Genomic DNA, 26,625 nt, shown 5'->3' on the forward strand with positions numbered 1-26,625 from the left:
ACGACGGACCAAGCCTTCACACCCACTGGGGAATACCAATTGGTAACTTCATCGCGCCTGGTCAGCGACGCACTCAAACCTACTTTCCGGTAACCGTCACAATTCCGATCTTCGAACGGCCGCGAAACCGGCCCGGCGCCGCCGCCGACCGCTGTCAGCCAGCCGCTGCGGAATGCGCCCGTGAACGTCCACGAACTGCTGGCCCTCCTGCCCGGCCCCGCGACGCTGGCCGGACGCTGCCGCGTGTTCACACGCCTCGGCGCCGTCCTCAACGACCACGTCCCCGCCCACATCCACGGGCCCGACTGGCGCGAGGGGGTCGACCTGGCACGGGTGGAGAACGGTTCCGGCGCCCCGCACGCCTCGCGTTCGATCCGGCCGGGGTGGTCCTCTGCGGCTTCGACCACGAGTGTGCGGCGACCCCGTGGCGGGAGACGGACAGCGCCGCATGGCAGTGCGGACGGGCCGAGTTCGCCGACGACGAGGGGACGGCGCCGACTTCCTCTGCGAACTCCTCGCCGACGGCAGCGCGGAGGCCTGCACACGCTTCGCCGAGGACTACTCCGAGCAGCAGGTGGACCGGCGGGCGGTCGCGTCGATCCTGACGGCCGCCACCCCCTGACCGCGCGGCCGTCGCCGCGCTCTCCCCCACGGCCGACTCCGCGACCATCGCCCGGCACGCCCGCACCCTGCGCTACCCGCTCGCCCCGATTCGGCGACAGACCCCCTGACCTGATCCCGCCGATGCCGTCACCTTGTCCCCGGCGGTTCGTTCTCCAAGGGCTGGTCGGCGGGTAACCCTCATGGTGGGGAACGCCCCTGGGAGAGACGGTCAGACGAGGCTTGGGAGTGGACGATGGCGGTGGGAGCCGACACGGAGCGCGCGCGGGGAGAGCGCGTGGCGGGACGGGTGTGGACGGTGCGCCTGGACCCCTGCGGACGCCCGTCCGCCGGCGCGGTGAAACTCTCCTGCTCCCGCCCGGCCTGCCCCGACCAGCGCTTCCCCGAGGGCACCGCAGCGGGCCGCAAGGCCGCGGTCGGCCACGTCAACCTGCATCTGGCCCGTGTCGGTGAAGGCGGCGGGCCTCGCGGAGAGGCGTCCTGTGCCTGCCGCGCCGCCGACTGCGCGTGGCACGCCCCCGACCCCGGCACCGGCCGGCACGGCGAACCCCGCTCAGGCGCGGGAGCGCCGCGGTGCGGGGGCCCGGTGGTGCTCACGGTGTACGCCGACCGCGCCGGACGGCTGTGGCGGATCGCGGAGACGTGCGCGCGCTGCGCCGCCGCCACGCCCGACTGCCGCGTGCTGGACACCGCCGCCCCGCCGGACACCGCCGCCCACGCCCCGAGGACCCCGTTCGCCGGGCCACAGTCCCCCGACGGCAGGACGGCGGCGTTCTCCGACCAGGGGTGCGCCGTACCCGCACCGGTCCCGCCGACGCCCGGCGCGGGTTCCGTGCCCCACGCCCGCACCGCGTCACCGGCTCGAAGTCCCCGGCGGGCGAAGCCAGCGGGGAAGATCGCACAGCGCGTCGTGCCGCACGACCTCCAGCCGGACACCCTGCGACGGGAACTCATCGAGCTGGGCGACGCGTTCCGCGCCTACCAGCGGCGCCCCGAACCCGACCTCGCCCTCCTCGCCGAACTCCACGACCGCAAGGCCCGCGCGTTCGCCCTGTGGGCCGAGGTGACCGGGGACGCCTGCCTGCGCGAGGAGGCCGAGCGCGCCGAGAAGGCCGCGCAGACCACCCGCGAGATGAACGCCCACCGCACCGGCGTGCCCCTCGGCGGTACGAACGGGGAACCCCCGGTAGCCCGGCTCCTGACGGGCCAACAGCCGGACCACGCCCGTGCCGTGCTGGACCACGTGCGCACCGAGGCCCCGCTCGCCGAGCCCGAGGCCCACCTGGCGGTGCTCATGCTCACCCTGCGCGCCGCCCGCCGCGGCACCGCGAACGTCACCGGGCAGGACCTCACCGGCTGGCTGCGGGACGACGCCGAGCGCGTCCTGGAACAACTGGCCGAGACCGGCTGGCTGCACCTGCCCACGACCGTGCCGGAGATCCTGGCCTCCCGGCCGGAGGACCCCACCGCCCTCACCATCCCCTCACTGCTCCCCGACGGGCCCCGGCCGCTCACTCTCGGCAAGACCACCCGCTCCCGCATCTCCGGCTGGGCCCAGAAGACCGTGGGCGACCGGAAGATCCGCAAGAAGAAGCTCCCCGCCGCCGCCCGGCTCCTGGCCCTGTACACCGCCGCCCACACCGGCCCTGACGGACACCTCGGCCGCCCCGAGGACGAAGGGCTCTCCCTGGACCAGGTGGCCGCCTTCTGTGCCCTGACGCCGGAGCAGGTCACCGAGCACGCCGATCTCCTCGTCACCGCGGACTGGCTCGCACAGGCCGAGACGGCCGACGGACGGCTCCGCGGCGGACTCACCGAGCGCGCCCTCCCCCTGGGCGCACTGCTGTAGAGCGAGCGCCTTTCCGCGGGCAGAGTCAGTCCCACCAGAAGTCCCGGCGGTGGGCACCGGGGTGATCGTTCCCCGTCGTCATCACCGCCTGCCCCGCCGTGGAGTCGGGCTCCGGTGAACCGTTCCGGGTTCGGCCAGGACTCCGGGCTGCATGGGCCCCGGACAGCTCAGATGCTTCACTTGTGCTGGGCAGATCCGTAGCGGGCCACGACCTCGGCAGCGCGATCGCGCAGAGAGGTGCGCAGCCACTGCGGGGTCAGGACTTCCGCGCCGGTGGCGTACTGCCACAGGGCCCACTCGGCGTGTCGCGCATCCTGGAAGATCACGTTCAGTCGCAGCCAACCATCCGCGTCGGCTTCCTCGGCGCACACGGCCAGGGCGGTCCCCACCAGGTGTTCGCGCCGCACTGGGTCCAGCCGCACCAGGACGGCGGCCGTGTTGCCGCCGGCCCGGAGCCGCGTGTTGCGTTCCTGCCAGGGCCGGTCCAGGTCGACGGTGTCCTTGTCCGGTCGCTGCACGGGTTCGTCGAGTTCCTCGGCGGCCAGCATGCGGGACAGCCGGTAGGTGCGGTCCGCGCCGGGTCGCTCGGCGAGCAGATAGCCCTGTTCGCGTACGGTCACCAGGCCGACCGGGTCGACCGTCCGGAGATCCGCACGACCACCTGAGACCTCAGCACCACACACGGAGATCACGCACGCCCGTCGACCGTCCCAGAAGGCCCCACGCACCCGGACCACCCCGAAACGTCAGGCCAACGACCGCCAGGCAACCGCTCCCGGCACCGAACCCGTTCGGACAACACCTCGAACAAGCCCCGGAAACGCCGAGATCCCGTCCGATCAATCAGATCGGACGGGATCTCGTGAACTCTTCCTGAGCGAACTCAAGAACAGTCGACTGTGGGGTGTTCACGAGTGGGGCTGACCAGCAGGGGGAGCGTCTCGTGAAGATCGCTTCCCGCGCGGGCTGTGATCGCTTCCCGGATACACTCCCCTGATGCCGTTGATGCGCTTGGACATGGTCGATGAAGGTACGGCGCTCGCTCTGGCGGGTGTGGATGTCCGGCTGTACACGGCTGGTGGTGCGCGGGTCGCCCTTGGAGCTGCAGCAACCGTGATCGTCTGCGATGCCCAGGATGAGCTGGCTGTCAGCGGCGTGTGGGACGAGAGGGAATTCCGTCTTCACGGGCCGGCCCCTGCCGCGATTGTGCCGCGACTCACGGGGCCGATGCCGTTCACCCCGGCGACGCCTGAGCACGAGCTCCCCATCCATCTGTTCGTCCGCCTCGACGGCGGCTGTGTCTATGTGGGTGTCGTGCAGCCTGGGGGATGCGAGTGGACCGAGGATGAGCTTGTTCAGTGTGAACTGTGGATCGAGCCTCCGTTGAGCAGTGAGGTACTGGAGAGAGTGCGTCCGCGGAGTGAGCCGCCCGTCCTCCCCGGTTTGGACTGGCTGCAGTACGTGAACGCTGACCGGGTAAAGGCCTTGGAACTCTTCGTCACGGGCTGGTATCCCGCTACTGAAGCGCCTCGGCCCGCGAGCGAGGTGTCCGTTCCTGTCCCGCGCGCGCTGGCCGAGTTCTACCGACTGGCCTGCGAACGCCCTGCGATCTTGGGATGCCAGAACAGGATCCTGCCTCAACCAGAGCGGTCCGCCGGTTCCGATGGAGAGCACACGTTCATCGGCGTCGAGAATCAAGGGGGCTTCCACTGGTCGGTCCTCTGGTCGCCCGACTCGGCGGAGAGCGATCCGGCTGTTTGGCTCACCGTGGACAGGCGGTCGCAGCCCCGCGCCGAGCGCGAGTCGCTGAGCGGATTCCTGCTCCAGTTCTCCCTTCACGAGGCAGCGATGAGTGCGCCCTACTGGGCCACGATCGACCGTATGCCGCGAAGCCTCGTCACCGAGTTGAGGAGCATGCTCCGCCCGGTTCCACTGAAGCCGTTCCTTTCACCCGTCAGCCCCATGAACTTCTTGGTGGCCCCTGGCTTGGTCGCCCACATCCACGACCGCGGCAATGACGAGGTCTCCGTCTGGATCAGCGCCGTCCATCGCAGCGCGCTGACGCCCCTCGGCGAGCTGGATCTTCCTTGGCGGTCATTCGCCGGCTGATCGCGGCTGGTGCGGTGTGGATGATGGTGTGGCGACGAGCATCAGCGACGACCATGTGAAGGTCCACTTCCGGATGGAAGTGGACGAGGACGGCTGGCCGCCGGCAAGCGTGGAGAGCCTGTGGGCCGTGGACCTTGGCGATGGAACGGTGCGGTTGGACAACACGCCCTGGTTCGTCCGCGGAGTCGCCAGCGACGACATCATCCGCGTGGACATTGACAATGAAGGCGTTCGTTGGGCCGGTGAGACGGTCGAGGCCGCGGAGCACTGCACGATCAGGTTGATCGTTCTGAAGGACAGTGGTTCAGCTGCCGCCCGTCAGTCCGTGCTGGAGACCTTTCATCGCCTCGGGACCACCGGCGAGGGGATCGAGCAGTTCAGGATGGTGGCTCTCGATGTCCCGCCCGATGCGGACCTGCCACAGATTCGGAAGCTCTTGGAGCACGGCGAGGCTGAGGGATGGTGGCACTGGGAAGAAGGGTGCGTCACCACAGCTTGGCGAGCCACAGCCACTGCTTGACCGTCACGTTGGCGGCGATCGTCCCCCTCGGATCCCATGCGCTCAGCCGCGATTATTGTCCGCCCACTCGTCGCTGTTCCACATGACGGGCATGGCACCGACAGGTTCGAACTTGATGTTGGCGTCGTTGCTGTGGACCAGGCTGAAGAAGCGTCGTTGGAGTACGGCCGCGTGGCGGGCCTGGTCGGCGATGATGTCCAGGACGATCTGGGCTGTTCTGGGACATACAGCGGTGAAGCGGTCGTAGTCGGTGAAGGACAGAACGAGTCCGGTCCCTTCGGGTGAGTCGTCGTACCCTCCGTAGGAGGCCACGTCGCCGAGGCAGTCGTTGAGTGCGTCCAGATTGTGTCCGTAGTAGTCGGGGAAGTGCAGGGCGGCGGCAATCGCGCGGTGCATGTCCTGTTCCGTGATCCACTCGCCTGCTGCGAGGCGGACGACGCGGAAACCGAGCTCTTCAAGCCGCAGCACGGCTTGAGTGAGAAGCCGTCGGCGCCAGAAGAGGGTGGAGGGTGCTTCCACCACCTGCCGCCCCACCGCCGGGTCAGCTACCTGGCCCTTCTCGACCGCGTCCTGGCCCCCGGCGGCCATCTCGCGCTCACCTGCTTCGCCGCCGGCGAGCAGGGCATGGGGTCGGATCTCGCCGACGCGGACCTCTACCGCCAGCGCGATCTGCAGGGTGGCCTCGCCTACACGCCCGAATCACTGCGCTGGATCTTCTCCGACCTGGTGGAGGTGCAACTGCGCCGCATGCGGGAGGAGCCTCCCGAGTCAGCATTGTTCGGCGTGACCTTCCTGTGGACCGCGTTGTTCCGTCGGAATGCGGCTGCCTCAGGCGACGTTCGCCCTGTTCACGACTTCGCGTAGGCGCTCGTCCTGGGCGGCGTGCTTGTTCCGCCAGATGATGTAGCGGCGGATCATGCTGCTCTGCTCCTTGTGGCTGGCGTGGTCGGTGCCGTCGAGGGTGAAGTAGCGCAGGGCGGTGAACTGGGCCTCGATCCGGTTCAGCCATGAGGAGTTAGCGAACGTTGTCTGATGCGGCACTAGGTCAGTCCGCACCGGCCCCACACCGCGGCCGAGTTGGCGGGCCTGCGGCACTGGGCCACCCATCTGCCCCGGCAGCAGAAGGCCGACGCGCTCGCGCTGCTGGGGCTGGGTGCCGGTCTGGGGCTGACGCCGAAGGAGGTCGCGGCCAGTCGAGGCATCGATCTGCGCCGTCCGAGCGTCGACGGGCCGCTGCTGCACAAGGGCGTCGAGCGGCTGGTTCCACTCGTGGCCCGGGCCGCCTGGGATCCGGTTCTGAGTGAGCTGGCAGAGAGGGCGGGCGGTGGGTACTTGTTCCGGCCGAGGCGGACCGTCGAGTACGCGAAGAACTTGATCGGCTCCTGGTCCCTGCTCCACCGGCCGCGGGATCTGCCTGCGGTGTCGGTGGGCCGGTTGCGGGCAACGTGGATCGTCGAGCTGATGCGCGCGCATATCGATCACCCTCTGATCGCCCAGGCGGCCGGGCTCTCTTCCGCCGCGTCCCTGGCCCGCTGGCAGCACCTGGTGGCGCCCGTGGACGAGGTGACCGCGGCCCGGCTCCTGCGAGGCCCGGAGGAAAGGTGACCAGGCCCCGGTCCTGGCGAAACCCGGAGAAGATCAAGCGGTGCCGCCCTCGGCCGGTCACCGACGCGCCCGCCCTTATCCCCGACTCCAAGGTCGGCCAGCTTGATGCACTGCTCCACGAGTCCGGAGTCCTCGGGCTGATCGACACCGAGCTGCAAGGCCGACCAGGCCCGAAGGGGCTCCCGGTGCGGACCGTGCTGGTGGGGTTGTTGCTGGCGTTGCACTATCACCGAAGCGCCAGCCTGGCGGACGTCTGCCGGGTGCTGCTTGATGAGCTGCGGGGCCCCGCGCGGACCTGGCTCGGTGTTCCAGACAGCAGTCGTGCCGATGCCCACGCCAGGATCGCGTTCTCCCGCCGCGTCTATCGTTCCTTCGACCGGCTGACCACCGCCCTCGACCCCCTGCGCTGGGACCGGCGACGCCGGCTTCCCGCCGAGGAGGCCGGAATCGTGGCAGCCGCCTGGGAGGACACGGACGCAGAGCGCACACGTCGGCGGGAGCTGCTCCAGGAAGTCAGTGATCGTCTGGTGCTGATCACCGTCCGCCTCGCCCACCGCCGGGGCCTGTTCAAGGGCTGGCGGGGCGACATCGCCGCCGACACCACCCCGATCCCCGCCTGGCACCAGCCGCCCCAGGAACGACGGGGTTTGGCCTCCGTTGAACTCACCGCCGGCTGGCACTACTGCGGAGGTGCCGAGGAAGGGATCTTCGGACACTCTGCCAGCCTTCTGGTCGCCTCCAGCCGACGGCACCCCGCGGGGCACGCGCAGGCCGGGGAACGCGTCAGCCGCCATCCGCAACTCGCCCTCGGCCTCGTCCTGGACACCCCAGGCAAACGCATCGGCCCGAACGCGGTCCACTCCCTCGCCCGCCTTGCTCCGCTCGGTTTCCCGACCGGACTGCTGGCGGCCGACCGCGCCTACACCGACCAGATCACCGAGCACTTCGCCCAGCCAGCACGCACCATGGGCTCTCAGGTGGTCCTCGACTACAAGCAGCAGCACCGGGGCGTTCAGGGCACCCACCAAGGCGCCCTTCTCGTCGACGGATCGCTCGCCTGCCCCGCCATGCCGGACGCGCTGGCCCACGCGACCGCCGGGCTCGACGACAGAGCCGTACGCGGCATCAGCGATAGCCACGAGCTCCGCGATCTGATCGCCGCCCGGGAACCGTACTTCCTCAGGCTCAAGCAGTCCGCGGACCAGCGGGGCGCAATCAGGCTCCAGTGCCCGGCCAGCGGGCCTTCGCCTGCCGTGTCGTGTCCCCGCTTCAACCAGGTCCACCGCGTCCCGGCACCACGGCCGGCCGCGGTAGACCTCACCAGCAAACGGGCCACCGCCGCACACGCTGCGGCCAAGCCCACCGTCCCGATCCCTCAAGGCGAACGGCTGCGGCCGCTGCCCAAGGACGAGCTGCCGCGGATCTGCCGAAAACCCACGATCACCGTCCGGCCCGGTGACCTCGGCAAGCTCGACAAGTTTCGCCAGGACCGGCACTACCTTCACCCCACTTGGCAGGACGCCTACCGGCCCGAACGAGCGAACATCGAAGGCCTCAACGGCAGGGCCAAGAGCCACGGCATCAACATCTCCGACCCCACGAAAAGGCTCGCGCACGGACGCGTCGCGCAGACCATCCTCCTCGCGCTGATGGTCTGCAGCGTCAACCTGCACATCCTCTTCACCTGGCACCAGACCACCGGAACCCGAGCGACCGCAGCCACCCACGCGATCACTACGCCCAACGGATCCGTGCCCCCGCCACCCGACGCGGCCGGCCTGCCACCGCCCAGAAGGGCGACACTGGACACGACTCCCTGACGCCCCAGAACGAGCCAGCGGGATGTCGCACACCCAGGAGAGGCCCCGCCGCGTCCCACACGCCCGGATCCCCCTTGATCGCCGCCCAGTCTCCCTCGGCAACCACCTCAGGATCCGCCCGCATTCGGACACCGCCTCGAACAGACCCCGGAAACGCAGAGATCCCGCCCGATCAATCAGATCGGACGGGATCTCGTGAACTCTTCCTGAGCGAACTCAAGAACAGTCGCACTGTGGACCTGAGGGGATTTGAACCCCTGACCCCCTCGTTGCGAACGAGATGCGCTACCGGACTGCGCTACAGGCCCTTGCGACGGGTGAAACTGTAGCACCTGGGAAGGGCGCCGGGAAAATCCAGGCCGGCGGGCTACTCGTTGGCCGCGCGGGGGTGGTCGTGGTCCGCGTATTGGTCGAAGAGCGGGGTGCGGCCGCGCCTGCGGTCGTCGGTGGGGGCCGCGGGGGCGGCGGGGGCCGCGGGGGGTTCCGATCGGGCGGAGCTCCAGGTGTCGGGGGCGCCGAGGTCCACCCCCGAGGCGTGGCGGGGAGCCACCGGGGCGTTGACGTAGGTGGGCAGCGGGACGGGGACGGGCTCCCAGCCGTCCGGGTCGTGCAGGGCGCGGGGCGTGCGCTGCTGGTCGACCCACTCGGCGTGGTCCGTTTCCTCCACCAGGGCTCGCCGGTCGTCCGTGGGCGTGGAGCCGGCCCGGGGCTCGCTGGCGGCGGGGGGTGACGGGGTGGCGGCCGCGGCGGCGTGGCGGCGTTCCCGGAGGCGGCGCGCCGCGGCCTCGGCCTGCTGCTGATCGGGCCGGGCGCTGGCGAGCCGGGCGGCGTGGCGGCGGCGCTCCTGGCCGCGGACGTACAGGACACAGGCGGTGAGCAGGGCGGCGGGCAGCGCGGGGGCCCACAGGAACCGGATGCCGCCCACGGCGGCGGCGACGGAGCCGAGGGTGAGGGCGAGGAAGAGCACCATCGTGGTGCGGCGGCGGCGGCCGAGGAGCTTGGCGCGGGCGGCGCGCTCCTCGGGGGTGAGGGCGGACCGGGGGGCGGCGGGATCCTGCACGCCGACGTCCGCAGTGGCCGGGGCCGGGGTGGCCGCGTGGGCGGGGAGGCCGGGGTCCGGGGCGGCGGCTCCCGGGCCGGCGTGGGCTGACGGGCCGGCGTGTGGCTCCGGGCCACGGGCGCCGGCGGGGTCGGCGAAGCGCCGGATGGCGTCGGGGGTGCCGTCCGGCCGCTCGTGCGCCGGATGCTCCGGCCGCTCGTCGTCGCCGTCCTTGGCCTGGCGCCGGCCGGTGGACATCCGTCCGGTCAGCGCGCGGATCGCCGTGCTGAACCGTTCCGTCGGACGGGCGTCGTTGAGTTCGTCCTGACGGCGGAGCCACATCGGCACCAGGTAGGCGGCCCAGGCCCCGACGATGACTGCGTAAATGAGGCCGCTACTGCTCACGTCTCACACCGTAGAGGGGTTTGACGAGGTGTATCAGCCAATCGGTGCGGTGTGTCGCACGATCTGCCTGACATCTCGACACTTTCTCTCTGCTGGCCCAGGCCGGCAATTCACTGAAACCGCGTGGAATTCGAACGTTTATGCGAATTCTTTTGTCGGCGCGCCGCTTTGCTCACTCCGGCTACATCTGCGCCGTGCCCGGCAGGGAGCGGGAGTGCCAGCGGGTGAGCAGCCCCTCGGGGACCTCCTCGGCCGTCAGCGCGTACACGAGGTGGTCACGCCAGGCGCCGTCGATGTGGAGGTAGCTCGGCCGGACGCCCTCCTCCCGGAAGCCCAGCTTCTCGACCACCCGGCGGCTCGGCCCGTTCTCGGGGCGGACGCAGATCTCGATGCGGTGCAGGCCGACAGGGCCGAAGCAGTGGTCCACGGCCAGGGCGACCGCCGTCGGGGTGATGCCGCGCCCGGCCACGGCCTGGTCGATCCAGTAGCCGATGTGAGCGGAGCACATCGACCCCCAGGTGATGCCCGCGACGGTGAGCTGGCCGACGAGGCGCCCGCGCCACAGGACGACGAAGGGCAGCATCCGGCCCGCCTGCGCCTCGCTGCGCAGATGGCGGACCATCTGCCGGTACGTGGGGCGCTGAGGCGGGAACCGGCCGGGCGGGGCGGGCGGCACGGTGGCCTCCCACGGGCGCAGCCAAGCGCGGTTGCGCTGGTTGATCTCCCGCCATGCCCGCTGGTCGCGCACCTTTATGGGGCGGAGGGCGATGTCGCCGTCCGCCAGCACGACCGGCCATACGGCGTTCAGTGCGCTTCACCTCTGGGGTGGTCGCCGCCGCGCAGCTGGTCGACGGCGTGCGGAAGGATCTCGGCGAGGACGGCCAGGCCGTCCTTGACCCCGCCCCGGGAGCCGGGGAGGTTCACGATCAGGGTACGTTCCGCGACGCCGGCGAGGCCACGCGAGAGGGCCGCCGTGGGGACCTTCGCCCGCCCGGCGGCCCGGATGGCCTCGGGGATGCCGGGGATCTCGTGGTCGAGGACGCGGCGGGTCATCTCGGGGGTGAGGTCCATCGGGGTGAGTCCGGTGCCGCCGGTGGTGACGACGACGTCGTAGCCGACGGAGACGGCGTTGCGCAGGACCTGCTCGACCGGGTCCCCGTCGGGCACCACACTGGGCCCGTCCACCTGGAAGCCCATGGCGCGCAGCCCCTCGGCGAGCAGCGGCCCGCCGGTGTCGGCGTAGACGCCGGCGGCGGCGCGGTTGGAGACGGTCACGGCCAGCGCGCGTACGGGAGTCGGGTTCATGAGCGCTTCCACTCCCCGGACTTGCCGCCCGTCTTCTCCTCCACCCGGACGTCGGTGATGACCGCGCCCTTGTCCACCGCCTTCACCATGTCCACGACCGTCAGCGCGGCGACCGAGACGGCGGTCAGGGCCTCCATCTCGACGCCCGTGCGGTCCGTGGTCTTCACCGTGGCGGTGAGCTCCACGGCGTCGTCGGTGACGTTCAGTTCGACCTTCACCCCGGAGACGGCCAGGGGGTGGCACAACGGGATCAGCTCCGGCGTCTTCTTCGCCCCCATGATCCCGGCGATGCGGGCGGTGGCGAGCGCGTCGCCCTTGGGCAGTCCGCCGTCGGCGCCGCGCAGCAGTTCGACGACGCGCGGTGCGACGAGGACCCGCCCGCTGGCGGTCGCGGTGCGCGCGGTGACGTCCTTCGCGGAGACGTCGACCATCCGGGCGGCCCCGGACTCGTCGAGGTGGGTGAGGTGCTGCTGGCTGTTCATGGGCAGCACCGTACCCGTACCCGCCGTCCGCCGACGCCGCCGACCGCGCCGCGAACGGACGCCCGAGACCCTGGCCCGGCGGCCGGACGACACCGGAAACCCGGAGGGCCCGCGCACCGTGCTCAGCCGAGCGGCACGACCTCCAGCTCCTCGCCGTCGTCCACCCGGGTCAGGGACTCGGGGACGACGATGAGCGAGTCGGCGTGCGCGAGGGCGGCGATGAGGTGCGAACCGGCCCCGCCCACCGGGGTGACCTCGCCGGGCCCGGTGCCGCCCGCCCCCGGCGGGGTGTAACGCCCGCGCAGGAACTGGCGCTTGCCCTCCGGCGAGCTGAGCGGGGCGCCGTCCGGGAGCCGGAGCACTGCCCGCGCCCGGGGCCGGTGCACCTCGGCACAGCCCATGAGGGTGCGGATGACGGGCCTGACGAAGAGTTCGAAGGAGACGTACGCGCTCACCGGGTTGCCCGGCAGCGCCAGCAGCGGCACCCGGTCGGCGCCGATGAGGCCGAAGCCCTGCGGCTTGCCGGGCTGCATGGCCAGCCGACGGAACTCGACGCCGCCGCCCCAGGCCACGAGGTCGTCGCCCGGTGCCGAGCCGACGCCGCTGAGCGCCTCCTTGACGACGTCGTACGCGCCGACGCTCACCCCGCCGCTGGTGACGATCACGTCGGCACGGGAGAGTTGGTCCTCCAGGGCGGCGCGCAGGGAGTCGGCGTCGTCGGCGACGGCGCCCACGCGGTAGGGCAGGCCACCGGCGTCCCGGGCGGCGGCGGTGAGGACGTAGCTGTTGGAGTCGTGGATGCGGCCGGTGCCCAGCTCCTCGCCGGGGGCGACGAGCTCGCTGCCGGTGGACATGACGACGACGCGCGGCCGGGGCCGCACCGGGACCGAGGCCCGTCCGATGGCGGCCAGCAGGCCGAGCTGTGGGGCGCCGAGGACGGTGCCGGCGGGCAGCGCGAGCGTGCCGGCGCGCACGTCGCTGCCCCGGCTGCGGACGTACTGCCCCGCCCGCACGGGACGGTGGACGCGGACCTCACCGCCGGCGCCCGAGGGGTCGGCGGCGTGCGCGGTCATCGCGTCGGCCGGGCCGCCGCCGGTGCCGCCGTCGGTCCACTCCACGGGGACGACGGCCTCGGCTCCGGGCGGCAGCGGGGCGCCCGTCATGATCCGGGCGGCCTGCCCGGGGGCGACGACGGGCAGGTCGGTGCTGCCCGCCGCCACGTCGCCGACGACCGTCAGCACGGCCGGGAACTCGGCGCCGGCGCCGTGGACGTCGGCCGTACGCACGGCGTACCCGTCCATGGAGCTGTTGTCGAAGGGCGGGAGCGCGGCGGGCACGAGGACGTCCTCGACCAGCACGCAGCCCTGCGCCTCCAGCAGGGGCAGCTCGATGGGCTCCAGCGGACGGACCGAGCCGAGGACGTCCGCGAGATGGTCGTCGACGGACCAGACGTCGGTCACAGCCGCACGGCCTCCTGGATGAGGGGTTCCGGGGCGCCGTCCACCGAGGGCGCCATCTCCTTGGCGACGAACTCCCGCAGCCAGGAACGGAACTCCGGCCCGAGGTCCTCGCGCTCGCAGGCGAGCCGGACGATGGAGCGCAGGTAGTCGCCGCGGTCACCGGTGTCGTAGCGACGACCGCGGAAGACGACGCCGTGCACGGGCCCGCCGAGTGACGGGTCGGCGGCGAGGGCCTGGAGGGCGTCGGTGAGCTGGATCTCGCCGCCGCGCCCGGGCTCGGTGCGCCGGAGGACGTCGAAGACCGCGGGGTCGAGAACGTAGCGGCCGATGATGGCGAGGTTGCTCGGTGCGGCGGCCACGGCCGGCTTCTCCACCAGGTCCCGCACGGCGAAGACGCCGTCGTCCCGGGTGCTGTCCACGGCGGCGCAGCCGTAGAGGTGGATGTTGTCCGGGTCGACCTCCATGAGGGCGATGACGCTGCCGCCGTGCCGCTCCCGGACCTCGGTCATGCGGGCCAGCAGCGGGTCGCGGGGGTCGATGAGATCGTCGCCGAGGAGGACGGCGAAGGGCTCGTCGCCGACGTGCGGGGCGGCGCACAGGACGGCGTGGCCAAGGCCCTTCGGGTCGCCCTGGCGGACGTAGTGCATGGTGGCCAGCTCGCTGGACTCCTGCACCCGGCCGAGCTTGGCCTCGTCGCCCTTGGTGCGCAGGACCTCTTCCAGCTCGTAGTTGCGGTCGAAGTGGTCCTCGAGGGGACGCTTGTTGCGTCCGGTGACCATGAGCACGTCCGTCAGCCCCGCGGACACCGCTTCCTCGACGACGTACTGGATCGCGGGCTTGTCCACGACCGGCAACATCTCTTTCGGTGTGGCCTTGGTCGCGGGTAGGAAACGGGTGCCGAGACCGGCTGCCGGGATGACGGCCTTGCGGATCAAAGGACGTGTCTCAGTCATGGAGGAACCCTATCTGGTGCATTTGCGGCTGCGGGCGGATGCCGGGCGGCCCTGCTCGGGGCGCCACCCTGGCGGTGGCACCATGCGGTCGGACGGACGAGCGGCGGCCCCGGACGGCGCGGGCCCGGGAGTGAGGAACCGGACATGGATCACCAGCACCACACGGACGACGACCGCCCCGGCCCGCCTCCGTCCGGCCCGCCGAAGCGGGACCTGCGCCGCACGCTGCTGGCGCGGCGCAGGTCCCTGTCCGAAGAGGACGCGGCGCGGTCCGCCGCGGTTCTGGCCGGGCGGGCCCTGGACCTGCCGGAGCTGGCCGGGGCGGGCACGGTGGCCGCGTACGTGTCGATCGGGGCCGAGCCCGGGACGCGGCAGCTGCTGGACGCCCTGCGGGCGCGCGGCGTCCGGGTGCTCCTGCCCGTCCTGCTGCCGGACAACGACCTGGACTGGGCCGAGTACGCCGGGCCGGGGTCGCTCCGCCGCGCCGGGCGCGGGCTGTGGGAGCCCACCGGGAGGCCGCTGGGTCCGGAGGCCGTCACCGGGGCGGACGCCGTCCTGCTGCCGGGGCTCGCGGTGGACCGGGGCGGGCTGCGGCTGGGCCGGGGCGGAGGCTCGTACGACCGGGTACTGGCCCGGCTGGCGGCGGCCGGGGCGCGGCCCGCGCTCGTCGTCCTGCTCTACGACCACGAGCTGCTTCCCGAGGTGCCCGCCGAGCCGCACGACCGGCCGGTGCACGCCGCCGTGACGCCGTCGGGCGTGCACCGTTTCCGGCGCACGCCCGACACGGGCCGACCCGCCGGCGGCCGGGGGCCGGGGGCGGGGCCGGGGGCGGCTAGGGAGTGAGCGCCATCGTGTCCTCGGTCGCCTCCGCTACGGCCTCCTCGCTGTAGGCCCAGGGCAGCAGCTCGCCCTCCGCCCACAGATCGGTCTGGTCCGTGTAGTTCGGGTGGTAGGCGTGGCCGGAGGCGCCGGTGAGGTTGATCCAGCGGGACTTGTCGAAGTCCTCCAGGTTCACGACCATCCGCATCGACGGCACCCAGACGACGTCGTAGCCGCCGGCCGCGTTCCAGCCGGTGGCGTTGACGGCGTCCTTGCCGCCGGGCAGTTCCCAGGGACCGCGGTTGAGGAGACGCTGTACCAGGCCGGGGCCCTCGGTGCCGAGGGTCTGGTTCTCCAGCATCAGCCGGTGCAGCCGGCCCCAGCTCCAGGTGTCGATGTTCTTGCCCAGCTTGGTCGTGAGCTCCCAGCGGGCGTCCTTCAGGGCCCGGGCCAGCACGTCGTCGCGGCCCTTGGCGGCCGGGCTCTCCAGCCCGTCGGCGCGCGCGGTCCACCAGTCGTTCTCCGGGTCCTCCAGCAGCCGTCGGACGACCTCGAACCAGCGGTCGCCGCCGTCGGGCTGCGCCGTGTCGGGGTCGCGCTCGCCGCACTCGGGAACGGTGCGGGGGGTGCCGTCCAGGTCCTCCAGCGGGCCGGAGTCGTCGGCGGGGCGCACCCGCAGGCACTCGCCCTCGACCCGCAGTTCCTTCGGCAGCTTGTCACCGAAGGCCAGCCTCAGCAGGTTGCGCCAGACGCCGTTGAAGTAGGCGGCCGGGGCGGAGTCTGCGCTCTGCGTGTAGTCCCAGCCCTCCAGGAGCTGTTGGGCCTCGCGGACGTAGGGGTCGCTGACGTCGATCTTCAGCAGGTACGGGACGAGGAGCTTGGCGATCTCACTGCTGTTGTCGGACTGCATGGTCTGCATGTCGTCCATGGAGATCTTCCCGCCCTCCTTGATCTTCGACTGGATGAGGTCGTTGATCCGCTGGCTGCGGGCGCCGTAGCTCCAGTCGTCGGTGAGGAGGTAGGGGTAGCGCTCCCGGTCGATGACGGCCTGGTTCGCGGTCACGACGTAGCCGCGCTCCGGGTTGTACTCGTAGGGCAGCGCCTCCTGGGGGACGAAGCCCGTCCACTCGTAGTCCGGGTCCCAGCCGGGCGCCGGGTACCGGCCGTCGCCCTTGCCCCGTGTCGGGATGCGGCCGGGGGCCTGGTAACCGATGTTGCCCTGGGTGTCGGCGTAGATCAGGTTCTGGGACGGGACGGCGAAGTCGCGGGCGGCGGCCCGGAAGTCCTCGAAGTCGGCCGCCCGGTTGAGCGCGAAGAGGGCGTCCATCGTCGCGGAGGGCTCCAGCGCGGTCCAGCTCAGCGAGACGGCGTAGCCGTCGCCGCGGTCGGGGGCGGCCCCGGTGATGGGCGCGCTCTCGCCGACGCGGGACAGCTCGGTGTCGCGGTCGGAGATGATCGGGCCGTGCCGGGTGGAGCGCACGGTGATCTCCCGGTCCTCGCCGCCCGCGACCTTGATCACCTCGGTGCGCGTCTCGTACGGGACCTGCTCGCCGTCGTAGAGGTAGGTGCCGTCCTCGATCTTCTCCAGGTACAGGTCGGTGACGTCGGCGCCGAGGTTGGTCATGCCCCAGGAGATGTCCTGGTTGTGGCCGATGACGACGCCGGGCATGCCGGAGAAGGTGAAGCCTGAGACGTCGTAGGGGCACTCCTCGCTGACCTTCGTGCAGTGCAGGCCCATCTGGTACCAGACCGAGGGCAGTTGCGGCGCGAGGTGTGGGTCGTTGGCGAGCAGCGGGCGGCCGGTGGTCGTGTACTCGCCGGAGACGACCCAGGAGTTGGAGCCGATGCCGCTGCCGTTGGGGCCGAGGAGGGAGGGCAGCGCGTCGAGCGAGTCGGCGATGCCGCCCAGCTGCGTCCGCACGCCGTCGGCGTCGGCCCCGTCCGGCGTGCTCTCGCCCGCCGAGCCCTGGCCGCCCTCGGAACCGGCCGGGTCCTGGGTGCCGTCGCCCGACGAGTCCGGCGTGGCCCCGCCGTCGGGGGCCTGGGCGTCGCCGTCACCGGTGGCCGGGGCACCGTCCGGGGAGAAGGTGTCGTCCTCGCCGACGCCGCCGCCCTCGACGATCGGGCGGTGCCGGTCGTAGGGGTAGGCGGGGTAGAGGTCCTCGATCTGCTCCTCGTCCAGGCGGGTCGACATCAGGGAGCGGTCGACCTCCTGCCTGAGGTTGCCCCGCAGATCCCAGGCCATGGCCTTCAGCCAGGCCACGGAGTCGACGGGCGTCCACGGCTCGGGCTCGTAGCCCTTGTTGACGAAGCCGAGGAACGCGTACTCCAGGGACAGCCCGGAGCCGCCGTGATCCTCCAGATAGGCGTTGACGCCCGCGGAGTACGCCTTGAGGTGGTTCCTGGTCTCCTCGGAGAGCTTGGTCTCGTACTCCTCCTTCGCCACGTCGTGCCAGCCGAGCGTGCGCAGGAAGGCGTCGGTGCGGACCTGGCCCTCGCCGAACATCTCGGAGAGCCGCCCGGAGGTGGTGTGGCGCCGGACGTCCATCTCCCAGAAGCGGTCCTGGGCGTGGACGTAGCCCTGCGCCATGAACAGGTCCTCGGTGCTCCCGGCGTAGACCTGCGGTATGCCGTTGGCGTCGCGTTTGACCTCGACCGTGCCGGACAGACCCTCCAGCTTGACGGAGCCCGTCGTCTGCGGGAAGGAGTCGCGAACGGTGCCGACCGTCCAGACGCCGCCGGCGACCAGCCCCCCGACGAGCAGCAGCACCAGAGTGATCACAACCAGGCGGGCGCGCCGGGACCGTTTCAGAGCGGGCATCGCTGTCCTTCGGGGCAGGGTGGGACGTTACGGCCGGTGGATTCCGGCGGATTCCGGGGCTGGGACTCCGGGGGATCCGTGCTGGAGCAACTCTAGGCGCCCGGGGAGCGGGCTCTTGCGGGGCATCGGGGCCGGGGCCGAGGCGTCCGCCTGCGTCCGCCGATCAACCGATGGTAGATTGTTAGACTAGGCAACGAATATTTACCCGATCTTTGCACGACAAGAGGGCATGACAGCGGGGCACGCCAGCGGACTCGCGCACGGCCGGCTCAGATGAACCACCGCAGCCAGACGCGGCGCTCGTCGGACCCGGGCGCCCGCACCTCCCGCGAGTGCCGCGCCCCGGAGCGCCGCGTCGTCGTCCGGGCCGCGCGCCCCGGACGTCGTCCGCGACCGCCCCGGCCCACCGGCCGGACGCCCGCCCGTCAGACACCCGCCGGATCCCCCCTGGGTTCCGCCGGAGCCCGAGAAGAGAGGAACGGCCCCTGACTGTCGACCGCCTCAACGAACTCCTGCTCGCCTGCGCCCTCGTCCTCCTGGTCGCCGTGGCCGCCGTCCGGCTCTCCACCCGCAGCGGGCTGCCGACGCTGCTCATCTACCTGGGGATCGGCGTCGCCATGGGCCAGGACGGCCTGGGCGTGCAGTTCAGCGACCCCGAACTCATGCAGGTCCTCGGCTACGCGGCCCTGGTGATGATCCTCGCGGAGGGCGGGCTCGCCACGAAATGGCGGGAGATCCGCCCGGCGGTGGGCGGAGCGGCGGTCCTGGCGACCGTCGGCGTCGGGGTCAGCGTGCTCGTCACCGCGGCGGCGGCGCACTATCTCGTGGGGTTGTCCTGGCAGTTGTCCCTGGTTCTCGGCGCCGTCGTCTCGTCCACCGACGCCGCCGCCGTCTTCTCCGTCCTGCGGGTGATCCCCCTGCCGCGCAGGCTCAGCGGCATGCTGGAAGCCGAGTCCGGCTTCAACGACGCGCCCGTCGTCATCCTCGTCGTGGCCTTCTCCGCCCTGGCGACCGACCCGCAGCCCTGGTACGCGCTCATCGGCACGATCGTGCTCCAGCTCGCCATCGGCATCATCGCGGGCGGCGTCGTCGGCAAGCTGGGCGAGCTCGGCCTGCGGCACATCGCCCTGCCCGCCTCCGGCCTCTACCCGATCGCCGTCCTGGCTCTCTGCGTGCTCTCCTACGCCGTCGGCGCCCTCGCCCACGGCAGCGGCTTCCTCGCGACCTACATCACCGGCCTCATCCTCGGGAACGCCAAGCTCCCCCACCGCCCCGCCGTGCGCGGCTTCGCCGACGGGGTGGCCTGGATCGCCCAGATCGGCCTGTTCGTCCTGCTGGGGCTCCTCGTCACCCCCAGCGACCTGCTCGACGACTTCTGGCCGGCCATCCTGATCGGGCTGGCCCTCACGCTCGTCGCCCGGCCGCTGTCCGTCGTGCTGAGCCTCACCCCGTTCCGCATGCCCTGGCGCCAGCAGATGCTCATGTCCTGGGCGGGGCTGCGCGGCGCCGTCCCGATTGTGCTCGCGACGATCCCCATGGTCGCCGGGCTCGAACAGAGCGACCGGATCTTCAACATCGTCTTCGTGCTCGTCGTCGTCTACACGCTGGTCCAGGGGCCGACGCTGCCCTGGCTCGCCCGCCGGCTGCGGATCGGCAACGGGGACACGACCATGGACGTGGACATCGAGTCCGCGCCACTGGAACGGCTGCGCGGGCACCTGCTGTCCGTGTCCATCCCGGCGGCCTCCCGCATGCACGGCGTGGAGGTGTCCGAGCTGCGGCTGCCCCCGGGATCGGCCGTCACCCTCGTCGTGCGCAACGGCAGGAGCTTCGTCCCCACGCCGACGACGGTGCTGATGCGGGGCGACGACCTCCTCGTCGTCGCCACCGACGCGGTGCGGGACCAGGCGGAACGGCGGCTGATCGCCGTCGGACGCGGCGGCAAGCTCGCCGGCTGGCTGGGACGACGCCCCCACCCCGGACCGCCCGGCGCCTCCGGCCCGCCGGGCCGCTCGGCGCCGAGCCGTTGACCCGGGCCTAGGCGCGGTTGGCGGCTCGGACTGGCGGTGGCGCTTACGGCCGGTGGTCCGGGCCGCTGCCGGTGACCCGGGCCGCCCGGAGGCCGGGCCGAGGGCTGTCTGCGAGATTGCCGCTCCTGGCCTTGGAATGCCAGGCTGTACTCACTGGTTACACTCGATGTACAAAGACATGGTTTCCCGACCCTGCCTGATGCAGAGCCGGCACCCGCCGACGTGAGATCCGTCCGGAGGTGCGAGAGGACGGCTCTCGGTGCGCAAGACGGCCCGCAGACCCGGGCGCGCACTACCAGGCGGCAGAAAGGCCCGGCCGTGGCCTCCAAGCCCGGCTACCGTCAGTTGCTGCGCACCCCCGGTGCCTGGTCGTTTCTGATCCCCGGCTTCCTGGCCCGACAGCCGTTCGCGATGCTCACCATCGGCATCGTGCTGCTCGTCCAGCACACCACCGGCTCCTTCGGCACCGCCGGCGCCGTCTCCGCGGCCACCGGCGTCTCGATGGCCCTGTGCGCGCCGCAGGCCGGCAAGCTCGCCGACCGGTTCGGACAGCGCGCCGTACTCGTCCCCGGCGCCGTCCTGCACGCCGCCGCCGTCACCCTTCTCATCTTCCTCGCGCTCGCCGAGGCCCCGCTGTGGTCGCTGTTGCTGACCGCCGTGCCCACCGGCGCCTCGGTCCCGCAGGTCGGCCCCATGGTGCGGGCCCGCTGGGCGCACCGGCTGAACGGCGGCCCGCTGCTGCCGACGGCCGCCGCGTTCGAGTCCGTCACCGACGAGCTGACCTTCGTCGTCGGTCCCGTCCTGGCCACCGCGCTGTGCACCGGCGTCCACCCCGCCGCCGGGCTCACCGCCGAGGCCGCGCTGACCGTCGTCGGCGGGCTCCTCTTCGCGGCCCAGTCCCGCACCGCACCGCCCGCGCACCGCGCACCGGGCACCGAGCGCTCGGGGCGCTCGGCCCTCGCCGTACCGGGCGTGCGCGTCCTCATCCCCGTCTTCCTCGGCATCGGCGCCGTGTTCGGGGGCATGCAGGTCTCCCTGACCGCCTTCACCGAGTCCATCGGCCAGCCCGGAGCGAACGGCCTGCTCTACGGCGTCTTCGCGGGCGGCAACATGCTCGCGGGTGTGGCCTGCGGCGTCATCGTCTGGCGCTCCGCACCCCACCGGCGGCTCCCCCGCGCCTCGGCCGTACTGGCCCTGATGACGGTGCCGCTGTGGTTCGCCGCCTCGGCGGGCACCACCGCCGTGCTCGGGGCCGTCGGCCTGCTCGTCGGCCTCGCCGTGGCCCCGGCCATGATCACCGGGTTCACGCTCGTCGAGCAGCTCGTCCCGGCGAGGTCCCGCACGGAGGCCTTCACCTGGCTCACCGGCGCCGTCGCCCTGGGGCAGGCCGCCGCGGCCACCACGGCCGGGCAGCTCGCCGACGGTTTCGGCGCGGCGGCCGGTTTCACGGTTCCGCTCATCGGCACGGCACTGGCCGCGCTGGCCGTCAACACCCTGCGCGCGCACCTCGCGCCGCGCCCCGCCCAGGGCTCCGAGTCGACGGTCGCGGCACGTGGCGCCGGTCACCGTGTGACCGTTGCAGTGGACTAAGCCGCCGGAATACTGCACCATGGAGCGTCGTTAGCACTCCATAGAGACGAGTGCCAGGAGGAGCAAGTGCCGACGTACCAGTACCAGTGCACCGAGTGCGGCGAGGGCCACGAGGCGGTGCAGAAGTTCACCGACGACGCCCTCACCGAGTGCCCGAGCTGCTCGGGGCGCCTGAAGAAGGTGTTCTCCGCCGTCGGCATCGTGTTCAAGGGCTCCGGGTTCTACCGGAACGACAGCCGCGGCTCGTCGTCCAGCAGCACGCCGTCGTCGAGCTCCTCGGGCTCGTCGAGCTCGTCCGGCTCCTCGGACTCCTCGTCCGGCTCCTCGTCGGACAAGGGCGCGGCCAAGAGCGAGTCGAAGCCCAAGGCCGCCTCGCCCGCGGCCTGAACCCCGCTCGCACGCCTTCCACCCGCCGCCCGGCGGGGCGAGCCCCTCGCGGGGTGCCGCCGCCGGGCGCGTCCGGGCACCTGTACGGGCTGGTGGACGTCCCGCCAGAGGGTGCCGTCGCACCGGGTCCTAAGGTGTCCCGCATGACGAATCCCGCGCAGGCCGAGATCGGTGTCATCGGAGGCTCCGGCTTCTACTCCTTCCTGGACGACGTCACCGAGATGCGGGTGACCACGCCGTACGGGGATCCCAGCGACGCTCTGTTCGTCGGTGAGCTGAGTGGCCGCCGGGTCGCCTTCCTGCCCCGGCACGGGCGTGATCACGGACTGCCGCCCCACCGCATCAACTACCGCGCGAACCTGTGGGCCCTGCGGGCCGTCGGCGTGCGACAGATCTTCGGACCCTGCGCGGTGGGCGGGCTCCGCGAGAAGTACGGACCGGGCACACTCGTCGTCCCGGACCAGCTCGTGGACCGCACGAAGGCGCGGGCACAGTCCTACTTCGACGGCGAGGAGCGCGCCGACGGCAGCCGCCCCAACGTCCTGCACGTCTCCTTCGCGGACCCGTACTGCGAGACGGGCCGCGAGGTCGCGCTGGCCGCCGCGCGCGGGCAGAGCTGGGAGCCGGTGGACGGCGGGACGATGGTCGTCGTCGAGGGCCCCCGGTTCTCCACCCGGGCGGAGTCGCGCTGGCACGCCGCCCAGGGCTGGGCCGTGGTGGGCATGACCGGGCACCCCGAAGCCGTCCTCGCCCGCGAGCTGGGCATGTGTTACAGCTCGCTCGCACTCGTGACGGACCTGGACGCCGGTGCGGAGACGGGCGAGGGCGTCTCCCACACCGAGGTGCTCCAGGTCTTCCAGGAGAACCTCGGGAGGCTGCGCACCGTGCTCTTCGACGCCGTCGCGGCCCTGCCCGAGTCCCCCTCCTGCGGCTGCTCGGAGGCCCTGGCCGGGTTCGACCCCGGCATCGACCTGCCGTGAGCCGGGGCGAGGGCGTGGGCGGGGGCGTGGGCGAGGGCGTGCGCGGAAAGTTGTCCACAACCGGCGAGTAATCCACAGGGTCGAGCGGGAAAGCGGTGGCTGCGGCACCGTGGTGGGCGTTCCCACCCGCGTCGCCGAACCGAGGTGCCCGCCGATGTCCTCAGCTGCCACACCCCTCTGCTCCCCGACCGCCGCCCGCACGTCTGCCGCCCCGGGCGCCCTCACCACCCCGGCTGCCCCCGGCACGGTGCCGCCGGGCTCCGCGCCACCCGGGCTTCTCCCGCCGGGGTCCGCGCCGCCTGGGTCCGCACGGTCTGGGTCCGCACGGTCTGGGTCCGCGCCGCCGGAGTCCGCGCGGCCGGACTCCGCGCCGCCGGGAGCCTTCTGCGCGGCCACGGCCTCCGTTCCGCCCACCACGCCTCTGCCGGCCTTCCCTCCCGTGCGGGCCGGGCTTCTGCTGCGGCACCGGCTGCGCACAGCCCTTCGCCGGGTGCGCCGCACGGCCGGTCTGGGCCTGGCGCTGGGCGCCGTGCTCCTGGTCGCCCTCAGCCCGGCGCGCGGGGGTGCCGACCCACCCCGGCCCGAGCGCCCACCGGGCGCGGGGCAGGGCACCGCCACCGAGCAGGAGCCACCGCCTCCCCGCACCGCACCGGAGGAGCTGGTGCGGGCCCCGGTACGGATCGCCGACGAGGAGGTCGTCCGGCTGCTGGAACCGGGCGACCGGGTGGACGTCCTGGCCGGTCCGCCCACCTCCGCCTTCGCCGCCGCCGATCAGGGTGGCGCATCACGCGCCGGGCCGGTTCCGGGAGCCGACGCGGCTGCCGGGGCGCGCACCGAGCCCGACGGCGGGGCGACGGCGGATGTCCTGGCCCGGCGGGCCCGGGTGGTCCGGGTACCCGAACGCAAGACGCGTACGGACGCGGGTGGGGCTGTGACCGGGTCGCTTGCCGCGCACGGCGCGCTGGTGGTTCTCTCGGTACCGCGTTCCACCGCCGCCCGGTTGCTCGGCCGTGCGGCCCTGGGGGCGCCCCTGGCGGTGACGCTGCGATGAACTCCTCCTGTCGCCCGACGTACGTCTACCGCACAGGTGCGCTGCACACCAGCCGTACGAGGGCACCGGATTGGACAGGCGGGACGGCGCTCGTGCAGCGTGCCGGGTGCGGTGTTGCGGAAGCCTGCACTCCGACGCACACCGCGCCCCACCCCCGAGCGTGTGCGTCAGCACGCACAGAAAGGCAGTCCGTTGAGCGAGAAGCAGAGCGCCCTGGCGGGATTCAAGGAATTCCTGATGCGGGGCAACGTGGTCGAACTGGCCGTTGCCGTCGTCATCGGCGCCGCCTTCACCAAGATCGTGAGTTCCGTGGTGGACGGCGTCATCAACCCCGTCGTGGGGGCGATCGGGCCGAAGGACCTGGACGCCTACGAGTCCTGCCTGAAGTCCCCCTGCGTGGTGGACCCGGAGACGGGCGAGGCGATCGCCGGCATCACGATCAAGTGGGGTTCGGTCATCAGCGCGTCGATCACCTTCCTGATCACCGCGGCCGTCGTCTACTTCCTCATGATCATGCCGATGAACCGCTACAAGCAGCGGGTCGCCGCCCGTCAGCCCGTGGACGACACCCCGCCCGCGAAGACGGAGCTGGACGTCCTCTCCGAGATCCGGGACGCTCTCGTCACGCAGCGCGACGGCTCCGAGCCGCGCCAGGAGGCCGTCGTCGCCGGGCCCCGGGACGGCGGGCAGAACCGGGGTTCCTGAGCGGATACCTCACAGGTGGTGCGGCGGCTTCTCGTCCAGGAACCGGGCCAGGTCGGCCGCCGCGTCTCCGGTCGTCGCCGACGACGATCCGCCCCAGCCGTGATCCGTGTCGTCCGCGCTGGGACGGCTCAGCGGATCGCCGAAGTCCAGCGCGGCCGCCGGATCGCGCGGGGCGCCGGGCTCGGGCGCTTCCGGCCGGCGGGCGGGGTCCTGCGATGCGGTCATGGTCCCAGCCTATCCAGGGCCTGGTGCCACCACAGGTCACGCCCCGGCACCCAGGGCACCGGCCGCGGGACGTGGTGCACGACGATCACCGACCGCACCGTGGGACAGTCGGCCAGGACCCGGTCGGCCTGCTGCTTGGCCGGGTAGAGCCCCCCGGCGTGTTCACAGGCGTCGGCGACGACCAGGATCCGGGCTCCGGCCTCCCGGAGCGCCTGGCGCAGGGTGGGCTCCGGGGCCCCCATCGGCAGGGACACACGCAGCGCGTCCAGGCGTCCGCAGGCCATCGTCACCACGACCGACTCCGGGGACATCGGGAGCAGCACGGCCACGCGCTCTCCCGAGACGGCCCCGAGCCGGCGCAGGGCACCGGCCGCCAGCCGTGCCTGGCCCAGGAGTCGCGGATGCAGATACTCGGCCGTCGGCGGTGGCGTGGAAGGCCGCGGCCGCTCGCCTTCGTGGCCTCCCCCGCCGTTCCGGCCGGTCTTGGCGGTCGGGTGCCCGGCCTCCCGTGCCGGGCCCCCCGCGGAACCGAACTCCGGAAAGGCCGGAAGGCCCGGAGGGGACGACGCGAGGGGGCTGCTGTTCTGGTGCTGATCCGCCGACATGCCGTCCAGCGTCCGGGGCACGCATGAACGTCTGATCAACGTTCGCTGTACGCCCCGGCACCGTTCCTCGCGCCGCGGGAGCTGGTACCCATGTTCCGTGGCTGACGAAACCGAGATCAGGCGACAAACCCGTCCCGCCCCGCGCGGCACCGGCGACACAGGGCACGCTGGGCCCGGCCGGGCGACGGCCGGAGACCGGCGGGAGCAGGGCCCACACGACGCGCTGACCGACGTGCCGGGGATGCGCGTGGGCCATGCTCAGCGCGCCGACGACGGCTGGCTCACGGGCACCACCGTAGTGCTCGCGCCCCAGGGCGGTGCGGTGGCCGCCGTGGACGTGCGCGGCGGCGGGCCGGGGACGCGCGAGACGGACGCCCTGGACCCGCGCAACGTGGTGCAGCGTGTCGACGCCGTCGTACTCACCGGCGGCAGCGCCTTCGGGCTCGACGCCGCGACGGGGGTCGCGTCCTGGCTGGAGGAGCAGGGGCGCGGGGTCCCGGTCGGGCCGGACCCGGCGCAGGTGGTGCCGGTCGTTCCGGCGGCCTGCCTCTTCGATCTGGGCCGCGGCGGGGACTGGCGGGCCCGTCCCGACGCCGCCCTGGGGCGGGCCGCCGCCGAGGACGCGCGAGCGAGCGGGAGCGCGGTCGCGCAGGGGAACGTCGGTGCCGGCACGGGGGCGGTGACGGCCGGGCTCAAGGGCGGCGTGGGCACGGCTTCCACGCGGTTGTCCTCGGGGCCGACCGTTGCCGCGCTGGCCGTGGTCAACGCGGTCGGTACGGTGCTGGACCCGGAGTCCGGCGTGCTCTACGGCGAGCTGTTCGCGGGCCGCTACGCACCCCCCGCTCCCGAGCGGCACACTGCCGCCCGAGAGCGGCTGGAACGCGCTCGGGCCGCGCTCGGCATGCCGCCGCTGAACACCACGCTGGCCGTGATCGCGACGGACGCCGCGCTCACCAAGGCGCAGGCGCAGAAGTTGGCCGGGTGCGCGCACGACGGGCTCGCCCGTGCCATCCGTCCCGCGCACCTGATGCACGACGGGGACACGGTGTTCGCCCTTTCCGCGGGCCGGCGGGAGCCCGCCGGGCCGGCGGAGCTGAACGCGATCCTGGCCGCCGGGGCCGACACACTCACCCGGGCGATCGTCAAGGCGGTGCTCGCCGCCGAGACCGTGAGCACCGCCCATGGCGAGATCCCCGCCTACCGGGACCTCTACGACCGGGCCTGAGCGAGGCCGTCGCGAGCGC

At 72.5% G+C, this 26,625-nt stretch carries 24 protein-coding genes, 1 tRNA gene and 3 pseudogenes; 15 read left to right on the forward strand and 13 right to left on the reverse strand.

All coding sequences use genetic code 11. The features are described from left to right. The first annotated feature begins 448 nt into the window (after positions 1–448). Both HPT28_RS26795 and HPT28_RS11620 read left to right on the forward strand, forming a co-directional pair. Positions 449–622 carry a hypothetical protein gene (locus HPT28_RS26795; RefSeq protein WP_257578450.1) on the forward strand — a complete coding sequence of 58 codons (174 nt, stop codon included), beginning with the start codon at positions 449–451 and terminating at the stop codon, positions 620–622. A 276-nt stretch (positions 623–898) separates the two neighbouring features. Then, positions 899–2,470 (forward strand): hypothetical protein, encoded by a 1,572-nt coding sequence (locus HPT28_RS11620; RefSeq protein ID WP_308119175.1) that lies wholly within the window; start codon positions 899–901, stop codon positions 2,468–2,470. A gap of 176 nt (positions 2,471–2,646) precedes the next feature. Here the strand turns inward: HPT28_RS11620 and HPT28_RS11625 are convergent. After that, positions 2,647–3,198: pseudogene (locus HPT28_RS11625) on the reverse strand (helix-turn-helix transcriptional regulator); the annotation flags it as partial. Positions 3,199–3,466: 268 nt separating this feature from the next. On the opposite strand from HPT28_RS11625, the gene HPT28_RS11630 reads away from it, so the two are divergent. Further along, positions 3,467–4,579, forward strand: a complete 1,113-nt coding sequence (locus HPT28_RS11630) for a hypothetical protein (protein WP_219090956.1) — start codon at positions 3,467–3,469, stop codon at positions 4,577–4,579. Between the two features lie 73 nt (positions 4,580–4,652). After that, positions 4,653–5,099 carry a DUF4265 domain-containing protein gene (locus HPT28_RS11635; protein WP_219090995.1) on the forward strand — a complete coding sequence of 149 codons (447 nt, stop codon included), beginning with the start codon at positions 4,653–4,655 and terminating at the stop codon, positions 5,097–5,099. 42 nt (positions 5,100–5,141) lie between these two features. Here the strand turns inward: HPT28_RS11635 and HPT28_RS26800 are convergent, their stop codons facing one another. Beyond that, positions 5,142–5,495, reverse strand: coding sequence for a barstar family protein (locus HPT28_RS26800; RefSeq protein ID WP_257578451.1), 354 nt, complete (start codon positions 5,493–5,495; stop codon positions 5,142–5,144). A gap of 111 nt (positions 5,496–5,606) precedes the next feature. Here HPT28_RS26800 and HPT28_RS11645 point away from each other — a divergent pair. Then, a pseudogene (locus HPT28_RS11645) lies at positions 5,607–5,963 on the forward strand (class I SAM-dependent methyltransferase); the annotation flags it as partial. Here the strand turns inward: HPT28_RS11645 and HPT28_RS11650 are convergent. Next, positions 5,928–6,125, reverse strand: a pseudogene (locus tag HPT28_RS11650) (transposase); the annotation flags it as partial. The pseudogenes HPT28_RS11645 and HPT28_RS11650 overlap by 36 nt on opposite strands. Positions 6,126–6,176: 51 nt before the next feature. Here HPT28_RS11650 and HPT28_RS11655 point away from each other — a divergent pair. Both HPT28_RS11655 and HPT28_RS11660 read left to right on the forward strand, forming a co-directional pair. Next, a complete protein-coding gene (locus tag HPT28_RS11655; RefSeq protein ID WP_219090958.1) occupies positions 6,177–6,704 on the forward strand; it encodes a hypothetical protein in 528 nt (175 codons plus the stop codon). Continuing rightward, entirely contained in the window at positions 6,701–8,524 is a 1,824-nt protein-coding gene (locus HPT28_RS11660) for a hypothetical protein (protein ID WP_219090959.1), read from the forward strand. Before HPT28_RS11655 ends, HPT28_RS11660 begins: the two co-directional genes overlap by 4 nt. 234 nt (positions 8,525–8,758) lie before the next feature. Here the strand turns inward: HPT28_RS11660 and HPT28_RS11665 are convergent. The 7 genes from HPT28_RS11665 to galU form a co-directional block, all read right to left on the reverse strand. Next, positions 8,759–8,832 (reverse strand) — tRNA-Ala (locus tag HPT28_RS11665). 59 nt (positions 8,833–8,891) lie between these two features. Further along, on the reverse strand, positions 8,892–9,968 hold the full coding sequence (locus HPT28_RS11670; protein WP_219090960.1) for a hypothetical protein: 1,077 nt from the start codon (positions 9,966–9,968) through the stop codon (positions 8,892–8,894). A 181-nt stretch (positions 9,969–10,149) separates the two neighbouring features. Continuing rightward, a complete protein-coding gene (locus HPT28_RS11675; protein ID WP_219090996.1) occupies positions 10,150–10,776 on the reverse strand; it encodes a GNAT family N-acetyltransferase in 627 nt (208 codons plus the stop codon). Then, on the reverse strand, positions 10,773–11,285 hold the full coding sequence (locus HPT28_RS11680; RefSeq protein WP_374226954.1) for a molybdenum cofactor biosynthesis protein B: 513 nt from the start codon (positions 11,283–11,285) through the stop codon (positions 10,773–10,775). The genes HPT28_RS11675 and HPT28_RS11680 overlap by 4 nt, the downstream gene beginning before the upstream one ends. Further along, positions 11,270–11,755, reverse strand: a complete 486-nt coding sequence (moaC, locus tag HPT28_RS11685; protein ID WP_219090962.1) for a cyclic pyranopterin monophosphate synthase MoaC — start codon at positions 11,753–11,755, stop codon at positions 11,270–11,272. Before moaC ends, HPT28_RS11680 begins: the two co-directional genes overlap by 16 nt. A 122-nt stretch (positions 11,756–11,877) precedes the next feature. Continuing rightward, positions 11,878–13,215 (reverse strand): gephyrin-like molybdotransferase Glp, encoded by a 1,338-nt coding sequence (glp, locus tag HPT28_RS11690; protein WP_219090963.1) that lies wholly within the window; start codon positions 13,213–13,215, stop codon positions 11,878–11,880. Continuing rightward, the gene (galU, locus tag HPT28_RS11695; protein WP_219090964.1) at positions 13,212–14,168 is read right to left on the reverse strand and encodes a UTP--glucose-1-phosphate uridylyltransferase GalU; all 957 of its coding nucleotides are present in this window, start codon (positions 14,166–14,168) and stop codon (positions 13,212–13,214) included. Before galU ends, glp begins: the two co-directional genes overlap by 4 nt. A gap of 144 nt (positions 14,169–14,312) precedes the next feature. Between galU and HPT28_RS11700 the strand changes: the two genes are divergently transcribed. Further along, positions 14,313–15,011: a 5-formyltetrahydrofolate cyclo-ligase gene (locus HPT28_RS11700; RefSeq protein WP_219090965.1), complete on the forward strand. Its 699-nt coding sequence runs from the start codon at positions 14,313–14,315 to the stop codon at positions 15,009–15,011. Here the strand turns inward: HPT28_RS11700 and HPT28_RS11705 are convergent. Next, complete coding sequence (locus HPT28_RS11705; RefSeq protein ID WP_219090966.1) at positions 15,001–17,808, reverse strand: penicillin acylase family protein; 2,808 nt, start codon at positions 17,806–17,808, stop codon at positions 15,001–15,003. The two genes, HPT28_RS11700 and HPT28_RS11705, sit on opposite strands and share 11 nt — an antisense overlap. A 440-nt stretch (positions 17,809–18,248) precedes the next feature. Between HPT28_RS11705 and HPT28_RS11710 the strand changes: the two genes are divergently transcribed. The 6 genes from HPT28_RS11710 (at position 18,249) to mscL (ending at position 24,551) form a co-directional block, all read left to right on the forward strand. Then, complete coding sequence (locus HPT28_RS11710) at positions 18,249–19,838, forward strand: potassium/proton antiporter (RefSeq protein ID WP_219090997.1); 1,590 nt, start codon at positions 18,249–18,251, stop codon at positions 19,836–19,838. Positions 19,839–20,156: 318 nt separating this feature from the next. Beyond that, positions 20,157–21,428: an MFS transporter gene (locus tag HPT28_RS11715; RefSeq protein WP_308119176.1), complete on the forward strand. Its 1,272-nt coding sequence runs from the start codon at positions 20,157–20,159 to the stop codon at positions 21,426–21,428. A 66-nt stretch (positions 21,429–21,494) separates the two neighbouring features. Beyond that, complete coding sequence (locus HPT28_RS11720) at positions 21,495–21,815, forward strand: FmdB family zinc ribbon protein (protein ID WP_219090967.1); 321 nt, start codon at positions 21,495–21,497, stop codon at positions 21,813–21,815. A 143-nt stretch (positions 21,816–21,958) separates the two neighbouring features. Further along, positions 21,959–22,795: an S-methyl-5'-thioadenosine phosphorylase gene (locus tag HPT28_RS11725; RefSeq protein ID WP_219090968.1), complete on the forward strand. Its 837-nt coding sequence runs from the start codon at positions 21,959–21,961 to the stop codon at positions 22,793–22,795. A 439-nt stretch (positions 22,796–23,234) separates the two neighbouring features. Beyond that, entirely contained in the window at positions 23,235–23,846 is a 612-nt protein-coding gene (locus HPT28_RS11730) for a hypothetical protein (RefSeq protein ID WP_308119177.1), read from the forward strand. A 192-nt stretch (positions 23,847–24,038) separates the two neighbouring features. After that, positions 24,039–24,551 (forward strand): large conductance mechanosensitive channel protein MscL, encoded by a 513-nt coding sequence (gene mscL / locus HPT28_RS11735; RefSeq protein WP_219090969.1) that lies wholly within the window; start codon positions 24,039–24,041, stop codon positions 24,549–24,551. Positions 24,552–24,560: 9 nt separating this feature from the next. On the opposite strand, the gene HPT28_RS11740 is transcribed toward mscL, so the two are convergent. Together HPT28_RS11740 and HPT28_RS11745 are read right to left on the reverse strand one after the other, a co-directional pair. Beyond that, a complete protein-coding gene (locus HPT28_RS11740; protein ID WP_219090970.1) occupies positions 24,561–24,776 on the reverse strand; it encodes a hypothetical protein in 216 nt (71 codons plus the stop codon). After that, positions 24,773–25,381: an AMP-binding protein gene (locus tag HPT28_RS11745; RefSeq protein ID WP_219090971.1), complete on the reverse strand. Its 609-nt coding sequence runs from the start codon at positions 25,379–25,381 to the stop codon at positions 24,773–24,775. Before HPT28_RS11745 ends, HPT28_RS11740 begins: the two co-directional genes overlap by 4 nt. Before the next feature lie 223 nt (positions 25,382–25,604). Between HPT28_RS11745 and HPT28_RS11750 the strand changes: the two genes are divergently transcribed. Continuing rightward, complete coding sequence (locus HPT28_RS11750) at positions 25,605–26,606, forward strand: P1 family peptidase (RefSeq protein WP_257578469.1); 1,002 nt, start codon at positions 25,605–25,607, stop codon at positions 26,604–26,606. Positions 26,607–26,625 lie beyond the last annotated feature (19 nt).

Origin of the sequence: Streptomyces sp. JJ38 (assembly GCF_019303475.1) — a bacterium.
Lineage (GTDB): Bacteria > Actinomycetota > Actinomycetes > Streptomycetales > Streptomycetaceae > Streptomyces.

What these genes read in the sequence shown, in the direction of transcription:
- HPT28_RS26795 (WP_257578450.1), top strand. Translation starts at nt 449, where the DNA reads ATGGCAGTGCGGACGGGCCGAGTTCGCCGACGACGAGGGGACGGCGCC.
- HPT28_RS11630 (WP_219090956.1), top strand. Translation starts at nt 3,467, where the DNA reads ATGCCGTTGATGCGCTTGGACATGGTCGATGAAGGTACGGCGCTCGCT.
- HPT28_RS11635 (WP_219090995.1), top strand. Translation starts at nt 4,653, where the DNA reads ATGGAAGTGGACGAGGACGGCTGGCCGCCGGCAAGCGTGGAGAGCCTG.
- HPT28_RS26800 (WP_257578451.1), bottom strand. Translation starts at nt 5,495, where the DNA reads ATGCACCGCGCGATTGCCGCCGCCCTGCACTTCCCCGACTACTACGGA.
- moaC (WP_219090962.1), bottom strand. Translation starts at nt 11,755, where the DNA reads ATGAACAGCCAGCAGCACCTCACCCACCTCGACGAGTCCGGGGCCGCC.
- galU (WP_219090964.1), bottom strand. Translation starts at nt 14,168, where the DNA reads ATGACTGAGACACGTCCTTTGATCCGCAAGGCCGTCATCCCGGCAGCC.
- HPT28_RS11700 (WP_219090965.1), top strand. Translation starts at nt 14,313, where the DNA reads ATGGATCACCAGCACCACACGGACGACGACCGCCCCGGCCCGCCTCCG.
- HPT28_RS11705 (WP_219090966.1), bottom strand. Translation starts at nt 17,808, where the DNA reads ATGCCCGCTCTGAAACGGTCCCGGCGCGCCCGCCTGGTTGTGATCACT.
- HPT28_RS11725 (WP_219090968.1), top strand. Translation starts at nt 21,959, where the DNA reads ATGACGAATCCCGCGCAGGCCGAGATCGGTGTCATCGGAGGCTCCGGC.
- HPT28_RS11740 (WP_219090970.1), bottom strand. Translation starts at nt 24,776, where the DNA reads ATGACCGCATCGCAGGACCCCGCCCGCCGGCCGGAAGCGCCCGAGCCC.
- HPT28_RS11745 (WP_219090971.1), bottom strand. Translation starts at nt 25,381, where the DNA reads ATGTCGGCGGATCAGCACCAGAACAGCAGCCCCCTCGCGTCGTCCCCT.